General features: G+C 58.8%; 15 protein-coding genes. 11 read left to right on the top strand and 4 right to left on the bottom strand.

Annotation, left to right across the window (positions count from 1 at the left end; genetic code table 11):
- Nucleotides 1-216: 216 nt before the first annotated feature.
- The 3 genes from MUM_RS0124355 to MUM_RS0124345 all read right to left on the bottom strand — a co-directional run bounded on the left by MUM_RS0124355 (nt 217) and on the right by MUM_RS0124345 (nt 3,856).
- A complete protein-coding gene (locus MUM_RS0124355; RefSeq protein ID WP_010175086.1) occupies nt 217-1,941 on the bottom strand; it encodes an ABC transporter ATP-binding protein/permease in 1,725 nt (574 codons plus the stop codon).
- 99 nt (nt 1,942-2,040) lie between these two features.
- Nucleotides 2,041-2,601 (bottom strand): response regulator transcription factor, encoded by a 561-nt coding sequence (locus tag MUM_RS0124350; protein ID WP_010175084.1) that lies wholly within the window; start codon nt 2,599-2,601, stop codon nt 2,041-2,043.
- On the bottom strand, nt 2,594-3,856 hold the full coding sequence (locus MUM_RS0124345; RefSeq protein ID WP_010175082.1) for an ATP-binding protein: 1,263 nt from the start codon (nt 3,854-3,856) through the stop codon (nt 2,594-2,596). The genes MUM_RS0124350 and MUM_RS0124345 overlap by 8 nt, the downstream gene beginning before the upstream one ends.
- 206 nt (nt 3,857-4,062) lie before the next feature.
- Here MUM_RS0124345 and MUM_RS0124340 point away from each other — a divergent pair, with 206 nt between their 5' ends.
- The 11 genes from MUM_RS0124340 to MUM_RS0124290 all read left to right on the top strand — a co-directional run bounded on the left by MUM_RS0124340 (nt 4,063) and on the right by MUM_RS0124290 (nt 20,678).
- Complete coding sequence (locus MUM_RS0124340) at nt 4,063-4,773, top strand: SIMPL domain-containing protein (RefSeq protein WP_010175080.1); 711 nt, start codon at nt 4,063-4,065, stop codon at nt 4,771-4,773.
- Nucleotides 4,774-5,168: 395 nt separating this feature from the next.
- Entirely contained in the window at nt 5,169-7,970 is a 2,802-nt protein-coding gene (locus tag MUM_RS0124335) for a hypothetical protein (RefSeq protein WP_443216248.1), read from the top strand.
- 107 nt (nt 7,971-8,077) lie between these two features.
- Nucleotides 8,078-9,679 carry an ABC transporter substrate-binding protein gene (locus tag MUM_RS0124330; protein WP_010175077.1) on the top strand — a complete coding sequence of 534 codons (1,602 nt, stop codon included), beginning with the start codon at nt 8,078-8,080 and terminating at the stop codon, nt 9,677-9,679.
- Between the two features lie 258 nt (nt 9,680-9,937).
- A complete protein-coding gene (locus tag MUM_RS0124325; protein ID WP_010175075.1) occupies nt 9,938-11,566 on the top strand; it encodes an ABC transporter substrate-binding protein in 1,629 nt (542 codons plus the stop codon).
- A gap of 360 nt (nt 11,567-11,926) precedes the next feature.
- Nucleotides 11,927-13,471: an ABC transporter substrate-binding protein gene (locus MUM_RS0124320; RefSeq protein ID WP_443216249.1), complete on the top strand. Its 1,545-nt coding sequence runs from the start codon at nt 11,927-11,929 to the stop codon at nt 13,469-13,471.
- Nucleotides 13,472-13,643: 172 nt separating this feature from the next.
- Nucleotides 13,644-15,041 (top strand): OprD family porin, encoded by a 1,398-nt coding sequence (locus MUM_RS0124315; RefSeq protein ID WP_010175072.1) that lies wholly within the window; start codon nt 13,644-13,646, stop codon nt 15,039-15,041.
- Nucleotides 15,042-15,122: 81 nt separating this feature from the next.
- Entirely contained in the window at nt 15,123-16,721 is a 1,599-nt protein-coding gene (locus tag MUM_RS0124310) for an ABC transporter substrate-binding protein (protein ID WP_010175069.1), read from the top strand.
- Between the two features lie 74 nt (nt 16,722-16,795).
- Complete coding sequence (locus MUM_RS0124305; RefSeq protein ID WP_003215992.1) at nt 16,796-17,806, top strand: ABC transporter permease subunit; 1,011 nt, start codon at nt 16,796-16,798, stop codon at nt 17,804-17,806.
- A 10-nt stretch (nt 17,807-17,816) separates the two neighbouring features.
- Nucleotides 17,817-18,728, top strand: a complete 912-nt coding sequence (locus MUM_RS0124300; RefSeq protein WP_010175067.1) for an ABC transporter permease subunit — start codon at nt 17,817-17,819, stop codon at nt 18,726-18,728.
- Between the two features lie 10 nt (nt 18,729-18,738).
- Nucleotides 18,739-19,707: an ABC transporter ATP-binding protein gene (locus tag MUM_RS0124295; RefSeq protein WP_008437263.1), complete on the top strand. Its 969-nt coding sequence runs from the start codon at nt 18,739-18,741 to the stop codon at nt 19,705-19,707.
- Nucleotides 19,707-20,678, top strand: coding sequence for a peptide ABC transporter ATP-binding protein (locus MUM_RS0124290; RefSeq protein ID WP_003215987.1), 972 nt, complete (start codon nt 19,707-19,709; stop codon nt 20,676-20,678). Before MUM_RS0124295 ends, MUM_RS0124290 begins: the two co-directional genes overlap by 1 nt.
- A gap of 114 nt (nt 20,679-20,792) precedes the next feature.
- Here MUM_RS0124290 and MUM_RS0124285 read toward each other — a convergent pair whose 3' ends face one another.
- Nucleotides 20,793-21,068 carry a hypothetical protein gene (locus MUM_RS0124285; protein WP_010175063.1) on the bottom strand — a complete coding sequence of 92 codons (276 nt, stop codon included), beginning with the start codon at nt 21,066-21,068 and terminating at the stop codon, nt 20,793-20,795.
- Nucleotides 21,069-21,095: the final 27 nt, after the last annotated feature.

The following is a 21,095-nucleotide window of genomic DNA, read 5'->3' as shown; positions in this document are numbered from 1 at the left end:
GGTTTAGCCGCGACGGGGCAGGGACGCCCCGTCGCGGCGGCCCGCGGAGCAATGCCGGAGTGAGGGAACACCGAGCCTAGGCGAGGTGCCGACAGGCGGGGCAGAGCCCTTTGCTTACTTTGGGCTGGGCCGGCATTCCGGCTTTTCCAAAGTGAGTCGCTGTAAGAGCGAAACCATAAGTAGCCGTTACCGAAGCAACGGATATGCCCCAAAGTCTCAAACCAGCGCCTGCTCCGCCAACTGCCCGTTCTCGATCCGCACATGCCGCCCATGGAAGCGCTTGAGGCTGCTGCGGTGCCCGACGCTGACGATGCTCAACCCCGGCAACTCATCTATCAACGCCTGATACAGCGCCGCCTCGTCCTCCTCGTCCATCGCCGACGTAGCTTCATCCATGTACAGCCATTGCGGCTCAAACAACAATGCGCGAGCAAACGCCAGACGCTGCTGCTCACCCGGTGACAACATGCGCTGCCAGTGATTGGCTTCATCCAACCGAGGAATCAGATGCGCCAGGCGGCAGGTTTCCAGCACCTGTGCATAACGTTCCGCCGGGTACGCACCCTCCTCCTGTGGATAACTCAACACGCCGCGCAAGGTGCCAATCGGCAGATACGGCTTCTGCGGCAGGAACAGGTAACGCTCGGCCGGCAAGCGAATGTTGCCGTGACCGTTTGGCCACAGATTACCCATGGCCCGCAGCAAGGTTGATTTACCGCTGCCGGAGCGACCGCTGAGCATCAGGCGTTCACCCTCGGCGACGGTCAGGTTGGCGCCGTCGAGCAGGTGACGACCATCGGCCAGGTCCAGGCTGAGGTTGTTCATCTGCAAATTGCCGCCCTGACGCTGCAACTCAATGCCCATGTTGCGGCCTTCGTTTTCTTCCATCGCCTCGCCAAAACTCAGCAGACGATCACAGGTCGCGCGCCAGCTGGCCAACACGGTGTACGCGTCGACAAACCAGCTCAGGCTGCCCTGCACGCTGCCAAAGGCACTGGCCACCTGCATCAGCACCCCCAGCTCTATCTGCCCGGAAAAGTAGCGCGGCGCGGCCACCACAAACGGAAAGATGATCGCAATCTGCGAGTAACCACTGGTGAAGAAATTCAGGCGCTTCTTGAGCTGCATGATGCTCCAGAAGTTGCTCCACACCCGCCCGAAACGTGCACTCAGCTGTTGGTGTTCATTCGGCTCGCCATTGAACAGCGCGATGCTTTCGGCATTCTCGCGTACCCGCACCAGGCTGAAACGCAAGTCGGCCTCAAACCGTTGTTGACGGTTGCTCAAGCCGATCAGTTTTCGACCAATCAAGTGGGTCAACCAACTGCCCAGCACGGCATACACCAGCGCCGCCCAGAACATGTAGCCGGGAATCGTAATGCCCCACACTTCAATGCTGCCGGACACGCCCCACAAAATCACCGAGAACGACACCAGGCTGACCAGGTTACTGATAAAGCCCAGGCCCAGGCTGAGGGTGCTGCTGGTGAAGGCGTTGAGGTCTTCGGAGATACGTTGGTCCGGGTTATCGGTATAGCCGCCGTATTCCAGGTGGTAGTAGTTCTTCTGGCTCAGCCACTTGGCGAAGTAGGTTTCGGTCAGCCAGCGCCGCCAGCGGATGGTGAGCATCTGCTGCAGATAAGACGTGAACACCCCGGTGACGATTGCCACCACCGCGATCACGCTGAAATACATCAGCAAGTGGGTGAAGGCGTCGTAGTCCTTCTTTTCCAGGGCGTTGTAGAAGTCGCGATTCCAGCTGTTGAACCACACCGACACGGCCACGCTGAACAGCGACAGCCCCAGCACCACCAGCAACAACAGCCAGGCCTTGACCTTCTCCTCACTGCGCCAGTAAGGGGTGATCAGCGCCCAGACTTTCCTTAAAAATTGCCCACGCACCGCGTCATTGACCGCGGAATACTCAGCGTTCTGATTCATTGTTCAGGCTCGGTAGGAAATAAAGAACAGGCGTCGGATCGATCATAGCCGATCGATCCGGGGCTCCGTGCAGCCTGAAGCAGATTGTTCAGTCGCCGTTCAACGTCGTACCGGGCGCTTCTGCAGCTTGCGCTGCAACGTCCGGCGATGCATGCCCAGGGCGCGGGCGGTGGCGGAGATATTGCCTTCGTGCTCGGTCAACACCCGCTGGATGTGCTCCCACTGCAGGCGGTCCACCGACATCGGGTTTTCCGGCACCAGGGTGTCGAGGTCGGCGTGCTCGGAGAGCAAGGCGGCCAGCACGTCGTCGGCGTCTGCCGGCTTGCACAGGTAGTTGCAGGCGCCGCGCTTGATGGCCTCCACCGCGGTGGCAATGCTGGAATAGCCGGTGAGGATCACCACGCGCATTTCCGGGTCCAGCTCCAGCAGCTTGGGCAGCAGCACCAGGCCGGAGTCACCGTCCATTTTCAGGTCCAGGGCGGCGTATTCCGGCAGGTCGGCCGTGGCGATGGTCAGGCCTTCTTCGGCGGAACCTGCGGTGCTGACACGAAAGCCACGACGGCTCATGGCGCGGGCCATCACGCGGGTAAAGGTGGCGTCGTCATCTACCAGCAGCAGGTGCGGCAGCTCTTCGCCTTCGACTTGGATCTCGTCACTCATCGATGTCTCCTCGTGCGACACGGGGCAGGCGCAGCTCGGTGAGCGTGCCGCCTTCCTCATGACTATAGAGTTTCACTGAGCCGCCCGCGCGGGTCACGCTGGCCTTGCTCAAAAACAGGCCCAGGCCGAAGCCTTTGCCCTTGGTGGTAAAGAATGGCTTGCCGATCTGCTCGGCAATCGCCAGCGGCACACCGGCGCCGTGGTCGCGAATACTGATGGTGAAGTCTTCCGCGTCCCAGTTCAGGGTCACTTCCAACCCTTCCGGGCACGCATCGGCGGCGTTGTTCAGCAGGTTCAGCAGCGCCTGGGTCAGGTCCGGCGGCGGCGCCATGCGCGGCACTGCGCCCTGGCCCAGCAGGTGGAAACGGTAACTGGCTTCGGGACGCATCAGGTGCCAGCGGTTCAGGGCTTCGTCCAGCCACTGGGTGACGTCCTGCATCTCCACCGCCAGGCGGCGATTGGCTTCGGCGGCGCGCACCAGTTGCTGCAACGTCAACTTGCACTGCTTGACCTGCTCCTGCAGCACGCCGAGGTCATCTTGCAGGGCCGGGTCGTGATGGTCCTGGGTCATTTCCTTGAGCAGCACGCTCATGGTCGCCAGCGGCGTGCCCAACTCGTGGGCCGCGCCGGCGGCCTGGGTCGCGACGGCCAGCAACTGCTGATCGCGCAGGCCTTCTTCACGGCGAATGGCGCGCAGCTCTTCCTGGCGGCGCAGCTCTTCCGCCATGCGCGCGGCAAAGAACGTGATGACCGCCGCCGACAGGGCGAAGCTCAGCCACATGCCGTAGATCTGCAGGTTTTCCCGGGCGATGGGGAAAGTTTGCAGCGGGTAGAACTGCGCCAGCAGCAGGGTGTACAGGGCCAGGGCGATGCCCGACAACACCACCGAATAGCGCCACGGCAAGGTCACCGCAGCGATGGTCAATGGCACCAAATAATACGAAACGAAGGGGTTGGTGGAACCACCGGAGAAGTACAGCAACACACTGTGGATAAACAGGTCGCAGGCCAGTTGCAGCGCGTATTCCAGTTCGGTCACCGGCCACGTGGTGCGCAGGCGGATGGCAGTAAACGCGCACAGCACCGTGGAAAACCCGAGGGTGACCGCCAGTTGCAACCACGGCAGCGGCAGCAGGTTGAACCAATAGGCAAGCCCCACCGAGCCGGCCTGTGCGGCCAGCACCAGGGTGCGGATGAACGTCAGGCGCCAAAGGTTCTGGCGGGTGGCGGAAGTCAGTTTTACGGCGGCGAGCATGAGCTCTCCCGATGAGCGCTGCAGGCGGATCGCACGGAGTATAAACGAAGCGACAGCGCTGGCACGGCGTGTGTGGCTCTTTGACGCAGGGGTCAGGAACATGACCGTTCGTCGGCATCCGGTAACTTGTAGCGAATGTGTAAACCCGAAGAACTGAAACCTTGCGTCTACAGTCTTACCGAACACGAACATCTCAAGGAGCTTCCATGTCACGTTTCATTCGCAGTGCAGCCACCCTCACCCTCGGCGCCGCTACCCTCGCCAGCCTGCCGGCGATGGCTGCCGATGAACTGCATTACAACCAGATTTCCCTGCGTGCCGAAGTCAGCCAGGAAGTGGCGCGCGACCAGATGATCGTCACCCTCTACACCGAGTCGCAGAACACTGACCCAGCCAAGCTGGCCGCCGAAATCACCACCACCATGAACAAGGCGCTGGCCCAGGCCCGCGAAGTCAAAGGCGTGACCCTGCGCCAGGGCAGCCGCAACAGCTACCCAATCTACGACAACAAAAACCAGAAGATCACCGGCTGGCGTGAACGCGCCGAGCTGCGCATGGAAAGTGCCGACTTCGCCGCACTGTCCAAGCTCACCGGCGACATGCTGACCAACCTGAAAATGGACAGCATGGATTTCGCCATCGCCAACCCGACCCGCAAGGCCAGCGAAGATGCCTTGCTTAAAGAAGCGGTCACCGCGTTCAAGGCCCGTGCACAACTGGCCACCGACGCGCTGGGCGGCAAGGGCTACAAAATCGTCAACCTGAACTTCAACACCAACGGTTATCCACAGCCCTACGCCCGCGGTGGGATGATGATGAAGGCCGCAGCGATGGATTCGGCGCCGACGCCGGAAGTCGAAGCCGGCACCAGTCAAGTGAGCATGAGCGCCGACGGTGTGATTGAAGTCTTGCAATAAGTTTTATTGCAATAAAAAACGGCGCAGCCTTACAAGGCTAGCGCCTTTTTTTTGGGACGCGATGTCTCGATCACGTCATAACCAACTGTAGGTCCGACACTCGGCTCTCACTTAAGCCTACCGCCCACCTGTCAATTCTGCACACCTTAAAGTAACTATTGCCTTTATAAAATAACTTGTCACGCAGGATACAAACATCAATGTGGAACCGTTGACACTCAAGCTGCCACCCAACTGCACATACTCCACTGATGTTTTACCCGACCACAGAAAAAACCTTAACCGTTCTAAAACAAGGCACCAATTCGCGCAATATAACAGTGTACGGTTCGGCCACCTCGAACTCACACCGAGGAATTCAACTTATAAACCCTCACTAATAAAAAGAGCCCACAATGAATATAAGCCCGCACTCCCTATCGCCACTTTCAACTACTCCACAGGCAACTTTTGCCGTTTCCGAACCTACACATAATCATCCCACTCGGACCACTGACTCTCCACCTAATGTACACACTCTCACTCCAGGAGCAGTGAAAGGTTCAGGGGCAAAAAAAACCGACCATGGACAAGAGTCGATTCACTCCTCCGCCCCTGATCATGAATTTGACGTCGCCAAGGCAGTCATTTATGGCTCAGTGGACGTTACTCCGCCCACTGCAAGCTATACGATACAAGAGCGGGTGCAACGTATCGATGCGTACGCGGGCCGTGTAACAACGCAGCTTGAGAACATAGAAAGTGGTGAGGAAGGCGAAAGCAATATCAGGTTCCAGAAGAACCGCCAGTTCCTGGAGCCTGCGGGCTATTTCAGTGGAGGGTTGCTAGCGGCCGGATATGACCCGCATGAAAAAATCACAGTGACCTTCACCTCCTACGTAGGGAAAGGAAAGCCTGAAGTACCGACCGACACCGACAAGCGTACCTACTTTGCGTGGGAAATTGCCGCAGGCGCTCTTGCGCATGACAAAGTACAGCGGGGCGGTCCGCTTAACTTCCAATTCATGGAAGTCGAGCGCAATGACCGAAGCAAGGTCAACGTTCTGGAGTCTCTAGGCAAGCACCTTCAGAATCATTGGGAACAGGACATAGCCAAGTCCATGCGAGACACTTCAGGCGCATTGGAGAAACGTTCAGGGAACGCCGATGCCTATGTTGTACGGGGAACATTGCAAAGCCTGTTAAACAACCCGGACAGCTTCGAAAAGTTAAGCTCTGACGCTCAGGAGGCGGTCAAGCGCACCCTGGAGAAAAATGGGCAAGTCATTATCCCCAACATCTATGGCTATCCGCTGGCAGGGTATGCGTTTATTCCTAATACTCCATTTGATGGCAATTATGATCATCGGCCCAATGAGGGCTTGATGATCGATTTGAAGAACGGCACGGTCCGTGAAATAAAGGGAGATGCAGACTTTGCCGACTGGGCCAAAAACAATCGAAGCGCTTTGCTGCGCAGTTTCAATGCCAGCGACAGACAAGGCGGCAAAGATGCGCATTGGCCCAAGGCAGGGGATGTGCTCGACGAGTTGATTTCGGGCAATAGCGCCCATTACCCGGGATATTCCAGCCTCCTTAAAGATAAAGGTGTCCCGGTGCGGGAAACATTTAACTATACCGAATCGCGGGGCCGCAATTATCGCTTGAAATACGACAATCTGAACGACGGGATTGCCGCCAAATACCAGGAAGTAAACAGCAATAACGCTGTATGGTCCGACCAAACCGAGGTGTTTGGCTCTTCGCAACAAAACTGGAAGGCCGCGAAAGAGTTCTGGGGTAATACCTTTGGTTACGTACCCATCGTCGGCAACGCGGGCAATATTGTCTTTGGCGTCCATGATGGCATCTATGGCAAGACAGCAGGCGATCGCGTTGGAGGTAACTCGGCAGCAGTGATATCAGGCCTGCAATTGGTGCACGAACTTTTACCCGCTGCGGCCGAGTCAGGGCTAGGTGATGCCCCGATAAACGCTGGGCATTACAAATGGGTATACCGTTCAGAGACCCGCGAATTTGAATTGGCACGAGCACCCAAGGTGCCGGAAGATGCCGATGAAGTCATGGTTCCAAAGGAGGAAGGAGCCGAAGTTAAACGCCTGCGCCCTTCCGAGGCCGGCAATATCAGTGCGTATGCGGTTGCGGATGGAGAGCAGTTGATTGAAGGGGCTACACGTAACGGCAAAGGCATTTACCAGGTCAAGGATGCAACCACCGGCCAAGACCGCTGGTTCATCCGCTATTCCGATGAGTCGGGTACCCACAAAGTCTACGAGATCAAGAGCAACTTCAAGTTAAGTGACGACTATGTCCAGATCATTGATCCCGAGAGCCGTAAACCGGTGTTGTCGGTACACACCGACGGCGACGGTGGGTGGGTCCGGGGTGAAGGAAAGGGCGGAAGATGGCCCTGGAATTCACCGTCCCCCACCCCCAGCGAAAACCTGATACCTAAATTCACCGATTTGTTCGACGATATCGACGCCGACGCCGCGAACGGGGCCAAGGTCTTCGACGAATACTTGAACGTTGATGAGGCAACCCCCTACAAAATATCGGCTACCGGGTATGAAGAAAACGGCGTGCTTAGAAGAAAGTTGAATGTGACGTGGGATGCCACTGAGCACACGTTCAACATTTGGCCATCCGAGCGGGCAGCCCCTACCCCGTACAGCACAAGCACCTACTCGCCAAACTTCATTAACGATGTGAATCGCAGCACGTACACAATCATCCAACCGTCAAAAGCCGGTGACGTTATCTCGGAGCTGAATGCCGGTGGGAACTCTGCCGAAGAAATCAGACAGAACCGGGTGACACAGTTCGAACAAGCGATTCCTGATGAAGACCTTCGGGCCCGCATTTCTGAAGTCGCCCATCAAGGAGCGGCACAGCCCGTCCATGCTGAAATCGTGAAGGCGCTAAAGGAAGGCTACAACGCCAAAGCGAATGACATAACCTACACGATCAACTATGACCCGCTGAAAAATGAAACCCAAGTCACACTGTTCACACAGTGGTACATCAATGACCTGACCGGGGATGAACCAAGGTCGATACCGGATATAAACGTGACCGCAACCCGAACGTTCACGATCCGTGAGAGTAACGAAATATCGGGGGATCGTTTCACCATCGACGAGTTCGCCCCGATTAACCTGGAGGTGTCGGTGCCGGCGGACTTCCCCGCGAATTAACCCTGTAATGCCTGCGCCTGTCTCTACCTGAATAACTGGAACGGCGGTAATCTCGGTGACCGCCGTTTTCGTTTGGGCAGCCTTTAGCTGCCATCTCAGGGGTCTCCATGGAAAGAATCGCCTTAAAACCGCTCCTCCTCGCTGCCGGCCTGCTCGCCTTTATGCCGATAGCCCAGGCGGCCAGCACCCTGGTCTACTGCTCCGAAGCCAGCCCCGCCGGCTTCGACCCCAGCCAGTACACCAGCGGCACCGATTTTGATGCCTCCGCCGAAACCGTGTTCAACCGCCTGACCCAGTTCAAGCGCGGCGGCACCGAAGTCGAACCGGGCCTGGCGACCAGTTGGGACGTGTCCAAAGACGGCCTGACCTACACCTTCCACCTGCGCGATGGCGTCAAGTTCCACACCACCGACTATTTCACCCCGACCCGCGACTTCAACGCCGATGACGTGTTGTTCACCTTCCAGCGCCTGCTCGACCCCGAGAATGCGTTCCGCAAGGCCTACCCGTCGGAATCGCCGTACTTCACCGACATGGGCTTGAACACCACGATCAAGAACGTCGAAAAACTTGACGAGCACACGGTGCGCTTCAACCTGAACAACGTCGATGCCTCCTTCGTGCAGAACCTGGCCATGAGCTTCGCCTCGGTGCAGTCCGCCGAATACGCCGCGCAGCTGCTCAAGGAAGGCAAGGCCGCCGACATCAACCAGAAGCCCGTCGGCACCGGGCCGTTCGTGTTCAAGCGCTACCAGAAGGATTCGCAGATTCGCTACAGCGCCAACAAACAGTATTGGAAGCCCGAAGATGTGAAGCTCGACAACCTGGTGTTCTCGATCACCCCGGACGCCGCCGTGCGCCTGCAAAAGCTCAAGGCCGGCGAGTGCCAGGTCAGCGGTTATCCGCGCCCCTCCGACATTGACGTGATGAAGCAGGATCCGAACCTGCGGGTTCTTCAGCAAGCCGGCTTCAACCTGGGCTTTCTCGCCTACAACGTGACCCACCCGCCGCTGGACCAACTCAAGGTGCGCCAGGCGCTGGACATGGCCATCGACAAGCCGGCCATCATCAAGGCGGTGTACCAGAGCGCCGGACAATTGGCGCAGAACGCGCTGCCTCCGGCCCAGTGGTCTTATGACCCCACCATCAAGGACGCGCCCTACGATCCGGCCAAGGCGCGGGCGCTACTAAAAGAAGCAGGGGTTGCACCAGGTACCACCATCAACCTGTGGGCGATGACCGTACAACGCGCTTCCAATCCCAACGCCCGCATGTCGGCGCAGATGATCCAGCAGGATTGGGAAAAGATCGGCATCAAGGCCAATATCGTCAGCTATGAGTGGGGCGAATACATAAAACGCGCCAAAGCCGGCGAGCATGACGTGATGATTTACGGCTGGACCGGCGACAACGGTGACCCGGATAACTGGCTCGGCGTGCTCTACAGTTGTGCTGCGGTGAAGGGCAGCAACTATGCAAAATGGTGTAACCCCGCCTACGACAAGCTGGTGCAGCAGGCCAAGGTCAGCAGCGACCGCGAGCAGCGCATCAAGTGGTATCAACAGGCGCAAAAAATCCTTAAGGAACAAGTACCTATAACGCCTATTGCAAACTCGACGGTTTTCCAGCCCCTGCGAAAGGAAGTACAGGACTTCAAAATCAGTCCATTTGGACTCACACCGTTCTATGGCGTCAGTCTGAATAAGTAACAGGCACGCCCCAACCGAGTGCGCCAGACGCCTCGGTTGGGCATTCATGGTGCGCGTCTCGCACCGAAAAAAACCCTCAAAAGTGCGTAAATGTGTCTGAACTTACACATATGCGACATTCGTGTACGTTCGTACCACTGTTTAGCCGTTGTAGGCTCTCAACATCTTGCATTGGGTATGGGCCCTGCATAAGTATCCGCAGGTCGACTCACGAGGTCGCCCTCACTACCAAAAATGACAACAAATCATGAGGCCAACATGCTTAAACACGCAGTCATTCCGTTATTAGTCAGCGCCGGTTTAATGGCTGCTGCACCTTTCGCCCAAGCGGCGAGCAACCTGGTGTTCTGCTCCGAAGGGAGCCCGGCCGGTTTTGATCCAGGCCAGTACACCACCGGAACAGACTTCGATGCTTCGGCCGAGACCATGTTCAACCGTCTGACCCAGTTTGAGCGCGGCGGCACCGCTGTTGTTCCTGGGCTGGCCACCACCTGGGACGTTTCCCCGGATGGCCTGACCTACACCTTCCACCTTCGTGAAGGCGTCAAGTTCCACACCACCCCGTACTTCAAGCCAACTCGTGAATTTTCGGCTGACGACGTACTGTTCACGTTCAACCGGATGATCAACAAAGATGATCCGTTCCGCAAAGCCTACCCAACCGAGTTCCCGTACTTCACGGACATGGGTATGGACACCAACATCAAGAACATCGAGAAAGTCGATGCCCACACCGTCAAGTTCACCCTTGGCACCGTGGACGCCGCCTTTATCCAGAACCTGGCAATGAGCTTCGCCTCCATCCAGTCGGCTGAATACGCCGCCCAGCTGTTGAAGGAAGGCAAGGCACAGGACATCAACCAGAAGCCAATCGGCACTGGTCCGTTCGTGTTCAAGAGCTACCAGAAAGACTCCAACATCCGTTACACCGGCAACAAGGATTACTGGAAGCCTGAAGACGTGAAGATCGACAACCTGATCTTCGCCATCACCACCGACCCGTCGGTGCGCATCCAGAAGCTGAAGAAAAACGAATGCCAGGTAACCCTGTTCCCGCGTCCGGCCGACCTCAAGGCGCTGGGTGAAGACAAGGACCTGAAACTGCCGCACCAGGCCGGTTTCAACCTGGGCTACATCGCCTACAACGTCATGCCGGTCCTCAAGGGACAGACCGCACCGAACCCGCTGTCCGACCTGCGCGTGCGTGAGGCTCTGGACATGTCGGTGAACAAGCAGCAGATCATCGACTCGGTCTACCAGGGTGCAGGCCAACTGGCTGTCAACGCCATGCCGCCTACCCAGTGGTCCTACGACACCACCATCAAGGACGCCCCGTTTGATGTGACCAAGGCCAAGGCCTTGCTCAAGGAAGCCGGCGTCAAGGAAGGTACCGAGATCACCCTGTGGGCGATGCCGGTCCAGCGTCCGTACAACCCGAACGCCAAGCTGATGGCTGAGATGCTGCAGAACGACTGGAAACAGATCGGCCTGAAAGTGAACATCGTCAGCTACGAGTGGGGCGAGTACATCAAGCGTTCCAAAGGCGGCGAGAACCAGGCCATGATCATTGGCTGGAGCGGCGACAATGGTGACCCGGACAACTGGCTGAACGTGCTGTTCGGCTGCGATTCCCTGGCCGGCAACAACTTCTCCAAGTGGTGCGACAAGAAATTCGACGGCATCGTGAAAGAAGCCAAGGCGACTTCCGACGTAGCCAAACGCACCGAGCTGTACAAGCAGGCGCAACATATCCTCAAAGATGCAGTCCCGATGACACCTATCGCGCACTCGACGGTGTATCAACCCATGCGCAACAACGTGCAGGACTTCAAGATCAGCCCGTTTGGCTTGAACTCCTTCTACGGTGTGAGCGTAAGCGGCAAGTAAGGGTCTCTGGCGGCGACGTTTCATAACGTCGCCGTTATTGCATCCGCCAAGACCGTAGGAAACAGACCACCTCCGCACACGCTGCCGTCCTACGGCAGCGAACTGCGAATCGCGGCTCCGTTGCCTACAAGGTCTGTCAGATTCGTTGCATTTACTGCCCGGCTCCCGACCCATAACGTCGTGGCACGGCAGACGCTTCGTCTCTGTGAGGCAACTGCCGTTGTGGGATCAGTGTTGTCGCAGGGCCAAGGCCTTGCGATTGCTCACTGACGAAAACAACAAACAAGGATCGGGATTGTCATGCGCCATACCACCGTTCTATCCGCGATATTTGGCACCAGCCTGTTGGCTGTGGCCTCGATGGGCCAGGCTGCCGAGAAAAAGAGCCTGGTGTTTTGCTCCGAAGGCAGCCCGGCTGGCTTCGACACCGCGCAATACACGACGGCCACCGATAACGACGCCGCCGAGCCTATCTACAACCGCTTGGCCGAGTTTGAAAAAGGCGCGACCAATGTCGTACCGGGCCTTGCAACCCGTTGGGATATTTCCGAAGACGGCCTGACCTACACCTTCCACCTGCGCGAAGGGGTGAAATTCCACAGCAACAAGGACTTCAAGCCGACGCGTGATTTCAACGCCGACGACGTGCTGTTCACCTTCAATCGCATGCTTGACCCCGAACACCCGTTCCGCAAGGCCTACCCCACCGAGTTTCCGTACTTCAACGGGATGAGCCTGAACAAGAATATCGCCAAGGTCGAGAAAACCGACCCGCACACCGTGGTGATGACCCTGAACACGGTCGACGCCGCGTTTATCCAGAACATCGCCATGAGCTTCGCCTCGATCCTGTCGGCTGAATACGCCGACCATTTGCTCAAGACCGGCAAGCCCAGCGACATCAACCAGAAGCCGATCGGCACCGGGCCGTTCGTGTTCCAGCGTTATCAGAAAGATTCGCAGATCCGCTACACCGGCAACAAACAGTACTGGGACCCGAGCCGCGTGAAGCTCGACCAGCTGATTTTTGCGATCAACACCGACGCGTCGGTACGGGTGCAAAAGCTCAAGGCCGGCGAATGCCAGATCACCCTGCACCCGCGCCCGGCCGACGTCGAAGCCCTGAAGGCCGACCCGAACCTGCAACTGCTGACCAAGCCAGGCTTCAACCTGGGCTACATCGCCTACAACGTGCGGCACAAGCCCTTCGACCAGCTCGAAGTGCGCCAGGCCCTGGACATGGCGGTGAACAAGCAAAGCATTCTCAACGCCGTGTACCAGGGCGCGGGGCAACTGGCGGTCAACTCCATGCCGCCGACCCAGTGGTCTTACGACGACACCATCAAGGACGCTGCCTACAACCCGGAAAAAGCCAAGGAACTGCTCAAGGCTGCCGGCGTGAAGGAAGGTACCGAAATCACCCTGTGGGCGATGCCGGTGCAACGGCCGTACAACCCCAACGCCAAGCTGATGGCTGAAATGCTACAAAGCGATTGGGCCAGGATTGGCCTCAAGGTCAAGATCGTCAGCTATGAATGGGGCGAGTACATCAAGCGCACCAAGAATGGCGAGCACGATGTCAGCCTGATTGGCTGGACCGGTGACAACGGTGACCCGGACAACTGGCTGGGCACCCTCTACAGCTGCGACGCCATCGGCGGGAACAACTACTCCATGTGGTGTGACCCGGCGTACGACAAGCTGATCAAGCAAGCCAAGGTCGTGACCGACCGCGAACAAAGGACTGTTCTGTACAAACAGGCGCAGCAACTGCTTAAAGCACAGGTGCCGATCACGCCAGTCGCCCACTCGACGGTTAACCAGCCGTTAAGCGCCAAAGTCGAAGGTTTCAAAGTCAGCCCCTTCGGCCGCAACGTGTTCTCGGGCGTCAGTATCACCCCATAAAAAGATAACCGGATTGCGCAGGGTGAGCATTCACCTTGCTGCAAACGTGCAGCCTTATTTCGGGTTTTACCCAAGGGCAAACGTTTGCAAAGGCTTGAAAGAGTTACACACCCAATAGCCGGTTCACCTAAAAAGACCGGCATTAAAAAAGAGAACCAAAGGAGCTTCACCCATGAAACTGAGCAGCACCGCGCTACTGGCCCTGGCCATCAGCAGCATCACGGCCACCGCCTACGCTGAACCTGCAAGCCAGGACTTCGTTCCAACCACACTGGCCGGCACCAGCGCCCAAAGCGAGGCCAAAGGCTTTATCGATGGAGCAAGCCTGGGCGGCACAACCCGTAACTGGTTCTCCAACGAACAGCGCTTCCGTGGCAGCAAGTTCACCTACCAGAAGCACGGCGAAGCCCGTACTGACAACTACCGTACCAACTGGGTGCAAGGCACCATCCTCAACGCTACCTCGGGTTTCACCCAGGGCACCGTTGGCGTGAGCACTGAAGTGGCGGTCTACAACGCTCTGGTCCTGGACCGTAGCAAGCGTGACATCAAGGGCGGCTCCAACCGTACCCTGGCCGACTCCGACGGCGACGCCGTAGACCAGTGGAGCAAACTGGGCCTGGCCAACGTCAAGTTCCGTGTCTCGAACACCACCTTGACCGCCGGTCGCCAGAACTTCAGCAGCGGCATTATCGACACCATCGGTAACCGTGCGCTGCCTTCGAGCTTCGAAGGTGTGAGCTTCAACAGCGAAGAGTTCAGCAACCTGTCGTTCCAGGGCGGCGTGTTTGACCGCGTTTCGCCACGGACCGAGCAGAGCCTGTCGAAATTCCGCACTGAATACGGCAATGGCCGTCAGGAAACCGACAAGGTCAACACCCTGGGCGTCAACTACCAGCCGTTCAAGAGCCTGAAGACCAGCCTGTTCGCCGCCAACGTGGAAGACTTCTGGAACCAGTACTACTTCGGTGCTACCCACGAACTGGGTGACAGCCAGACCCTGTCCCTGACCACCGGCCTGAACTACTACAAAACCGTCGACGAAGGCAAAAAGTTGATGGGCAAGATCGACAACGACACCTACTCGCTGTCGTTCGGCCTGACCCACCAGGCTCATAGCCTGACCTTCTCCTACCAGGCCGTGAACGGTGACGAGTACTTCGACTACCTGCACGAAACCAACGGCATCTACCTGGCCAACTCCCTGACGTCCGACTTTAACGGTCCGAACGAGAAGTCCTTCCAAATTGCCTACGGCATCAACATGGCCGAATACGGCGTGCCAGGCCTGAAGTTCAACATCTACTCGGCGCGTGGCTGGGGTATCGACGGTACTCACTACACCGGCGACGGCGGCCGCGCAGGCTTTGCCTACAACGGCATTCAGGCCCAGGACGGCGAGAAACACCAGGAATATGGCGTAGGTACTTCCTATGCGATTCAGAGCGGCGCACTCAAGGCCACCACCATTCGTGGGACCTACGTGACTCACCGTGCCAGCGCCAACCAGGCTGATGGCAACCTGCGTGAGTTCCGCCTGGTGACCACCATCCCGTTCAACATTCTTTAATCAGCGCCAGGTAGGCAGCAGGCTCAGGACGAGCCTGCCGCCTACGCTTGTCTGGTCCAATCGATTGCAGAGGGCTCTTAGATGAAAATGCTCCCGTTACAAGCTGCCATTGCCGCTGCGCTGTTGAGCGTCGCGGTCGGCATCTCGGCCAAACCGTTGGTCGTCTGCACCGAAGCCAGCCCGGAAGGTTTCGATCCGGTCCTGTACACCACGGCTGTCACCGCTGACGCCGCGGCTGAAACCATGTTCAACCGCCTGGTGGACTTCAAGCCCGGCACCACCGAAGTGATCCCGGCGCTCGCCAAGGACCTGCCGGAAATCAGTGCCGATGGCCTGACCTACACTTTTCACCTGCGCGACGACATCAAGTTCCACACCACCGACTACTTCAAACCCACGCGCAACCTGAACGCCGACGACGTGCTCTGGAGCTTCCAGCGCCAGCTGGACCCGAAACACCCTTGGCACAACAAGTCCAACGTGGGCTACCCGTACTTTGAAAGCATGGGCTTCAAGGAACTGCTCAAGAGCGTAGAGAAGACCGACGACCACACCGTGGTCTTCACCCTGACCCGCCCTGAAGCACCGTTCCTGGCCGACCTGGCCATGGCGTTTTCCTCGATCCACTCCGCCGAATACGCCGACCAGTTGCTCAAGTCCGGCAAGACCGATGACCTGAACGCCAAGCCCATCGGCACCGGCCCGTTCATCTTCACCCGCTACGCCAAAGACGCCCAAGTGCGCTTCAAGGCCAACCCGGACTACTTCCGTGGCAAGCCGCCGGCCGATCCGCTGATCCTGGCCATCACCACCGACAACAACGTGCGCCTGCAAAAGCTCAAGGCCAACGAATGCCAGATCGCGCTGTATCCAAAACCGGATGACGTGCCGAGCATGAAGGCCGACCCGAACCTGAAGGTCGCGGAACTGGCGGCGATGACCACCGCCTACACCGCCATGAACACCACCCACAAGTACATGAGCGACGCCCGGGTGCGTCACGCGATCAACATCGCGTTCGACAAGAAAGGCTACAACGAGTCCCTGTACGGCAAAGGCAACGCAGTCGACGCCACCGGGCCTTACCCACCCACCTTGCTGGGCTTCAGCGACAAGCTGAAGAACCCGCCCCGCGACCTCGACAAGGCCCGCGCCCTGCTCAAGGAAGCCGGTGTACCGGAAGGCACCGAGATCACCCTGTTCACCCGCAACGGCGGCGGCCCGACCAACCCCAACCCGATGCTCGGCGCCCAGCGCATGCAGGCGGACCTGGCGCAAATCGGCCTGAAAGTGAACATCAAGGTCATGGAATGGGGCGAAATGCTCAAGCGCGCCAAGAATGGCGAACATGACATGGTCTCCGCCGGCTGGGCGGGGGATAACGGGGACCCGGATAACTTCCTCACCCCGAACTTGAGTTGCGATGCAGCGAAAAACGGCGAAAACTACGCCCGCTGGTGTAACAAAGAGTTTCAAGACTTGATCGACAAGGCACGCGCTATCGCTGAACCCGCACAGCGCGCTGCACTCTATGAACAAGCCATGGACGTTTTCGACAAGGACCAACCATGGATTCCCATGGCTTACCCGAAAATGTTTACCGCCATGCGTAAAAACGTCGAGGGTTATACCCAAAGCCCTCTGACTACAAATAACTTCGCCACCACCCAGGTGAAGTAGATAAGAAACGCTCGGCACCGTCGACATTGACGGTGCCGAACCTGCCTAACCGGCTGATTGAGGTACACAACAAGATGTTTAGTTTTATTGCCCGCCGATTGGGGTTATTGATCCCCACGTTTTTCGGCATCACCTTGCTGACGTTCGCGTTGATTCGCATGATCCCTGGCGACCCCGTCGAAGTCATGATGGGCGAACGACGAGTCGACCCCGAGATGCACGCTCAGGCAATGGAACGCCTTGGTCTGAATAAACCGCTTTATGCGCAATACCTGGATTATGTCGGCAAGCTCGCCCACGGCGACCTCGGCGAATCCCTGCGTACCCGTACCAGCGTGTGGACTGAATTCACCGCCCTTTTCCCGGCGACCCTGGAACTCTCCATGGCCGCCCTGTTGTTCGCCGGCATCCTGGGGCTGTTAGCCGGGGTGATCGCGGCCTTGAAGCGAGGATCCCTGTTCGACCATGGGGTGATGGGCATCTCCCTGGCGGGATATTCGATGCCGATCTTCTGGTGGGGCCTGATCCTGATCATGTTCTTCTCCGTGAGCCTGGGCTGGACGCCCGTGTCGGGACGGATCGACCTGCTCTACGACATCGAGCCGCGCACCGGCTTCATGCTGATCGACACCCTGCTGGCTGACGAGCCGGACGCGTTCTGGGATGCCTTGCACCACCTGATCCTGCCGGCCATCGTGCTCGGCACCATCCCGCTGGCCGTTATCGCGCGGATGACCCGTTCGTCGATGCTTGAAGTGCTGCGCGAAGACTACATCCGCACCGCTAAGGCCAAGGGCCTGTCGCCGGCGCGCGTGGTGTTCGTCCACGGCCTGCGTAACGCCTTGATCCCGGTACTCACCGTGGTCGGCCTGCAAGTCGGCACGCTGCTGGCCGGTGCGGTCCTGACCGAAACCATCTTCTCGTGGCCCGGCATCGGCAAATGGCTGATCGAAGCCATTGGCGCACGGGATTATCCCGTGGTGCAAAACGGCATCCTGTTAATCGCCTGCCTGGTGATTCTGGTGAACTTCGTGGTGGACATCCTCTACGGCTTCGCCAACCCACGCATCCGTCACCAGCGCTGAGATCATGACCATGACCACACCTACTCCCGCGGTAGCAGTCGATCAAAGCCTGCTGTACCCGTCCCCGTACAAAGAATTCTGGCAAGCCTTTTCCAAGAACAAGGGCGCCGTTGCCGGCCTGCTGTTCATGCTGCTGGTGGTATTTTGCGCCATCTTCGCCCCTTGGGTGGCTCCGCATAACCCGAGCGAGCAATACCGTGACTTCCTGCTGACGCCTCCGGCCTGGCTGGAAGGCGGGCAGATCCAGTTCCTGCTGGGCACCGACGAACTGGGCCGTGACCTGCTGTCGCGCCTGATCCAGGGCTCGCGCCTGTCCTTGCTGATCGGTTTGTCGTCGGTGGTGATGTCGTTGATCCCGGGGATCCTGCTGGGTCTGTTCGCCGGTTTCTTCCCGCGCCTGCTCGGCCCAACCATCATGCGTCTGATGGACATCATGCTGGCCCTGCCATCGCTGCTGCTGGCTGTGGCCATTGTCGCGATCCTCGGCCCTGGCCTGATCAACACCGTGATCGCGATTGCGATCGTGTCGCTGCCGTCCTATGTCCGTCTGACCCGCGCAGCGGTGATGGGCGAACTGAACCGTGACTATGTGACCGCCGCCCGCCTCGCCGGCGCCGGCCTGCCGCGCCTGATGTTCGTCACCGTGCTGCCAAACTGCATGGCACCGCTGATCGTTCAGGCCACCTTGAGTTTCTCCTCGGCGATTCTCGATGCCGCAGCCCTGGGCTTCCTGGGCCTTGGCGTACAACCGCCAACCCCTGAGTGGGGCACCATGCTGGCCTCGGCCCGCGACTACATCGAACGCGCCTGGTGGGTCGTGAGTCTGCCTGGCTTGACCATTTTGCTCAGCGTGCTGGCAATCAACCTGATGGGCGACGGCCTGCGCGATGCGCTGGACCCGAAACTCAAGAACGCCGCCTGAGGAGATTCCCATGTCACTGCTAGAAATCAAGAATCTCAATGTCCGCTTCGGCGACAAGACTGCCGTGCCGGTGGTCGATGGCCTCGACATCTCCGTCGACAAAGGCGAAGTACTGGCGATCGTGGGCGAGTCGGGTTCGGGTAAATCCGTGACCATGATGGCGCTGATGGGCCTGATCGAGCATCCCGGCATCGTTACCGCCGACGCCCTGAACTTCGACGGCAAGGACATGCTCAAGCTGAGCAACCGTCAGCGTAGGCAGATCGTCGGCAAAGACCTGGCGATGGTGTTCCAGGACCCGATGACTGCACTGAACCCCAGCTACACCGTGGGTTTCCAGATCGAAGAAGTGCTGCGCCTGCACCTGAAAATGTCCGGCAAGCAAGCGCGCAAGCGTGCCATCGAACTGCTCGAAAAGGTGGAAATCCCGGGCGCAGCCAGCCGTATGGATGCCTACCCGCACCAACTGTCCGGTGGTATGAGCCAGCGTGTGGCCATCGCCATGGCAATCGCCGGCGAGCCGAAACTGCTGATCGCCGATGAACCCACCACCGCACTCGATGTGACCATCCAGGCCCAGATCATGGACCTGCTGCTGGCCTTGCAGAAAGAGCAGAACATGGGCCTGGTGCTGATCACTCACGACCTCGCGGTGGTGGCTGAAACCGCCCAGCGCGTGTGCGTGATGTACGCCGGCCAGGCCGTGGAAGTCGGCCAGGTGCCACAGTTGTTCGACATCCCGGCGCACCCGTACAGCGAAGCGCTGCTCAAGGCGATTCCCGAGCACAGCCTGGGTGCCACGCGCCTGGCCACGCTGCCGGGTATTGTTCCCGGCCGTTATGACCGCCCGCAAGGTTGCCTGCTGTCGCCACGCTGCCCGTATGTGCAAGAGTCCTGCCGCGCCCAGCGTCCTGGCCTTGACCCGAAAAGCAACAGCCTCGCCCGCTGCTTCTACCCGCTGAATCAGGAGGTGGCGTAATGGCCGTCGTACTTACCGCCCGCGACCTGACCCGTCACTACGAAGTGTCCCGTGGCCTGTTCAAGGGCCACGCGCTGGTGCGTGCGCTCAATGGTGTGTCGTTTGAACTGGAAGCCGGCAAGACCCTCGCGGTCGTGGGCGAATCCGGTTGCGGCAAATCCACCCTGGCCCGCGCCCTGACGCTGATTGAAGAACCGTCTTCCGGCTCGCTGAAAATCGCAGGGCAAGAAGTTGCCGGTGCCGACAAGGCCCAGCGCAAGCAATTGCGCAAAGACGTGCAGATGGTGTTCCAGAGCCCGTACGCCTCGTTGAACCCGCGCCAGAAGGTCGGTGACCAACTGGGCGAGCCGCTGCTGATCAACACCAACCTGTCCGCCGCCGAGCGTCGGGAAAAGGTCCAGGCGATGATGAAGCAAGTGGGCCTGCGCCCTGAGCATTATCAGCGCTACCCGCACATGTTCTCCGGTGGCCAGCGCCAGCGGATCGCACTGGCCCGGGCGATGATGCTGCAACCCAAGGTGCTGGTAGCGGACGAACCGACCTCGGCGCTGGACGTGTCGATCCAGGCCCAGGTGCTGAACCTGTTCATGGACCTGCAGCAGGAATTCAACACCGCCTACGTGTTCATCTCCCACAACCTGGCGGTGGTGCAACACGTCGCCGATGACGTGATGGTGATGTACCTCGGCCGCCCGGTGGAGGTCGGTCCGAAGGAAGACATCTACGCACGCCCGCTGCACCCGTACACCCAGGCGCTGCTGTCGGCGACCCCGACCATTCATCCGGACCCGAACAAACCGAAGATCAAAATCGTCGGCGAGTTGCCCAACCCGTTGAACCCGCCATCTGGCTGCGCGTTCCACAAGCGCTGCCCGTACGCGACCCAGCTGTGCAGCACCGATGAACCGGTGCTGCGACCACTCGACAACCGCCAGGTGGCTTGCCACTACGCGGAGCAATTTGTGGTCTGACGTGCAAAAAAAAATGCTCTGGAGGGTGAGTCCAGAGCATTCCAGTGTTCTACAGCCCTGCTTGTCGGATAGCGCATCTGTCCGGTAAGCGGGGCTTTCTTTTGCCTGCGTTACTTACGTATCGCTGTCGCCATCGTTGTAGGTGTCGCTGTCTTCGCCGTCATTGTCCGGGTTTTCGGCGTCGTCATCGTCCTTGGAACCGCCCTGGTTCTCGTCACCAGGCTCGGATTCACTCTTGGCCAACTGCAAGCCACCCGCCTGCACCGTCTTCGCCGCCACAAACCCGGTGCCATGGCTTTGCACAGCCGTTGTGGCCCACGCGGAAGACATACCCAACGACAACATCACCAGCACTTTGAGCAACAGCACCACACGTTGAAAGATACTCATGGTCGAATTCCGCCCAGTCAGGAGTTG

Source organism: Pseudomonas sp. PAMC 25886 (genome assembly GCF_000242655.1).
In the GTDB taxonomy this organism is placed as follows: domain Bacteria; phylum Pseudomonadota; class Gammaproteobacteria; order Pseudomonadales; family Pseudomonadaceae; genus Aquipseudomonas.
Note: the sequence above shows the minus strand (reverse complement) of the source record. Positions and strands in the feature narration are given on the sequence as shown.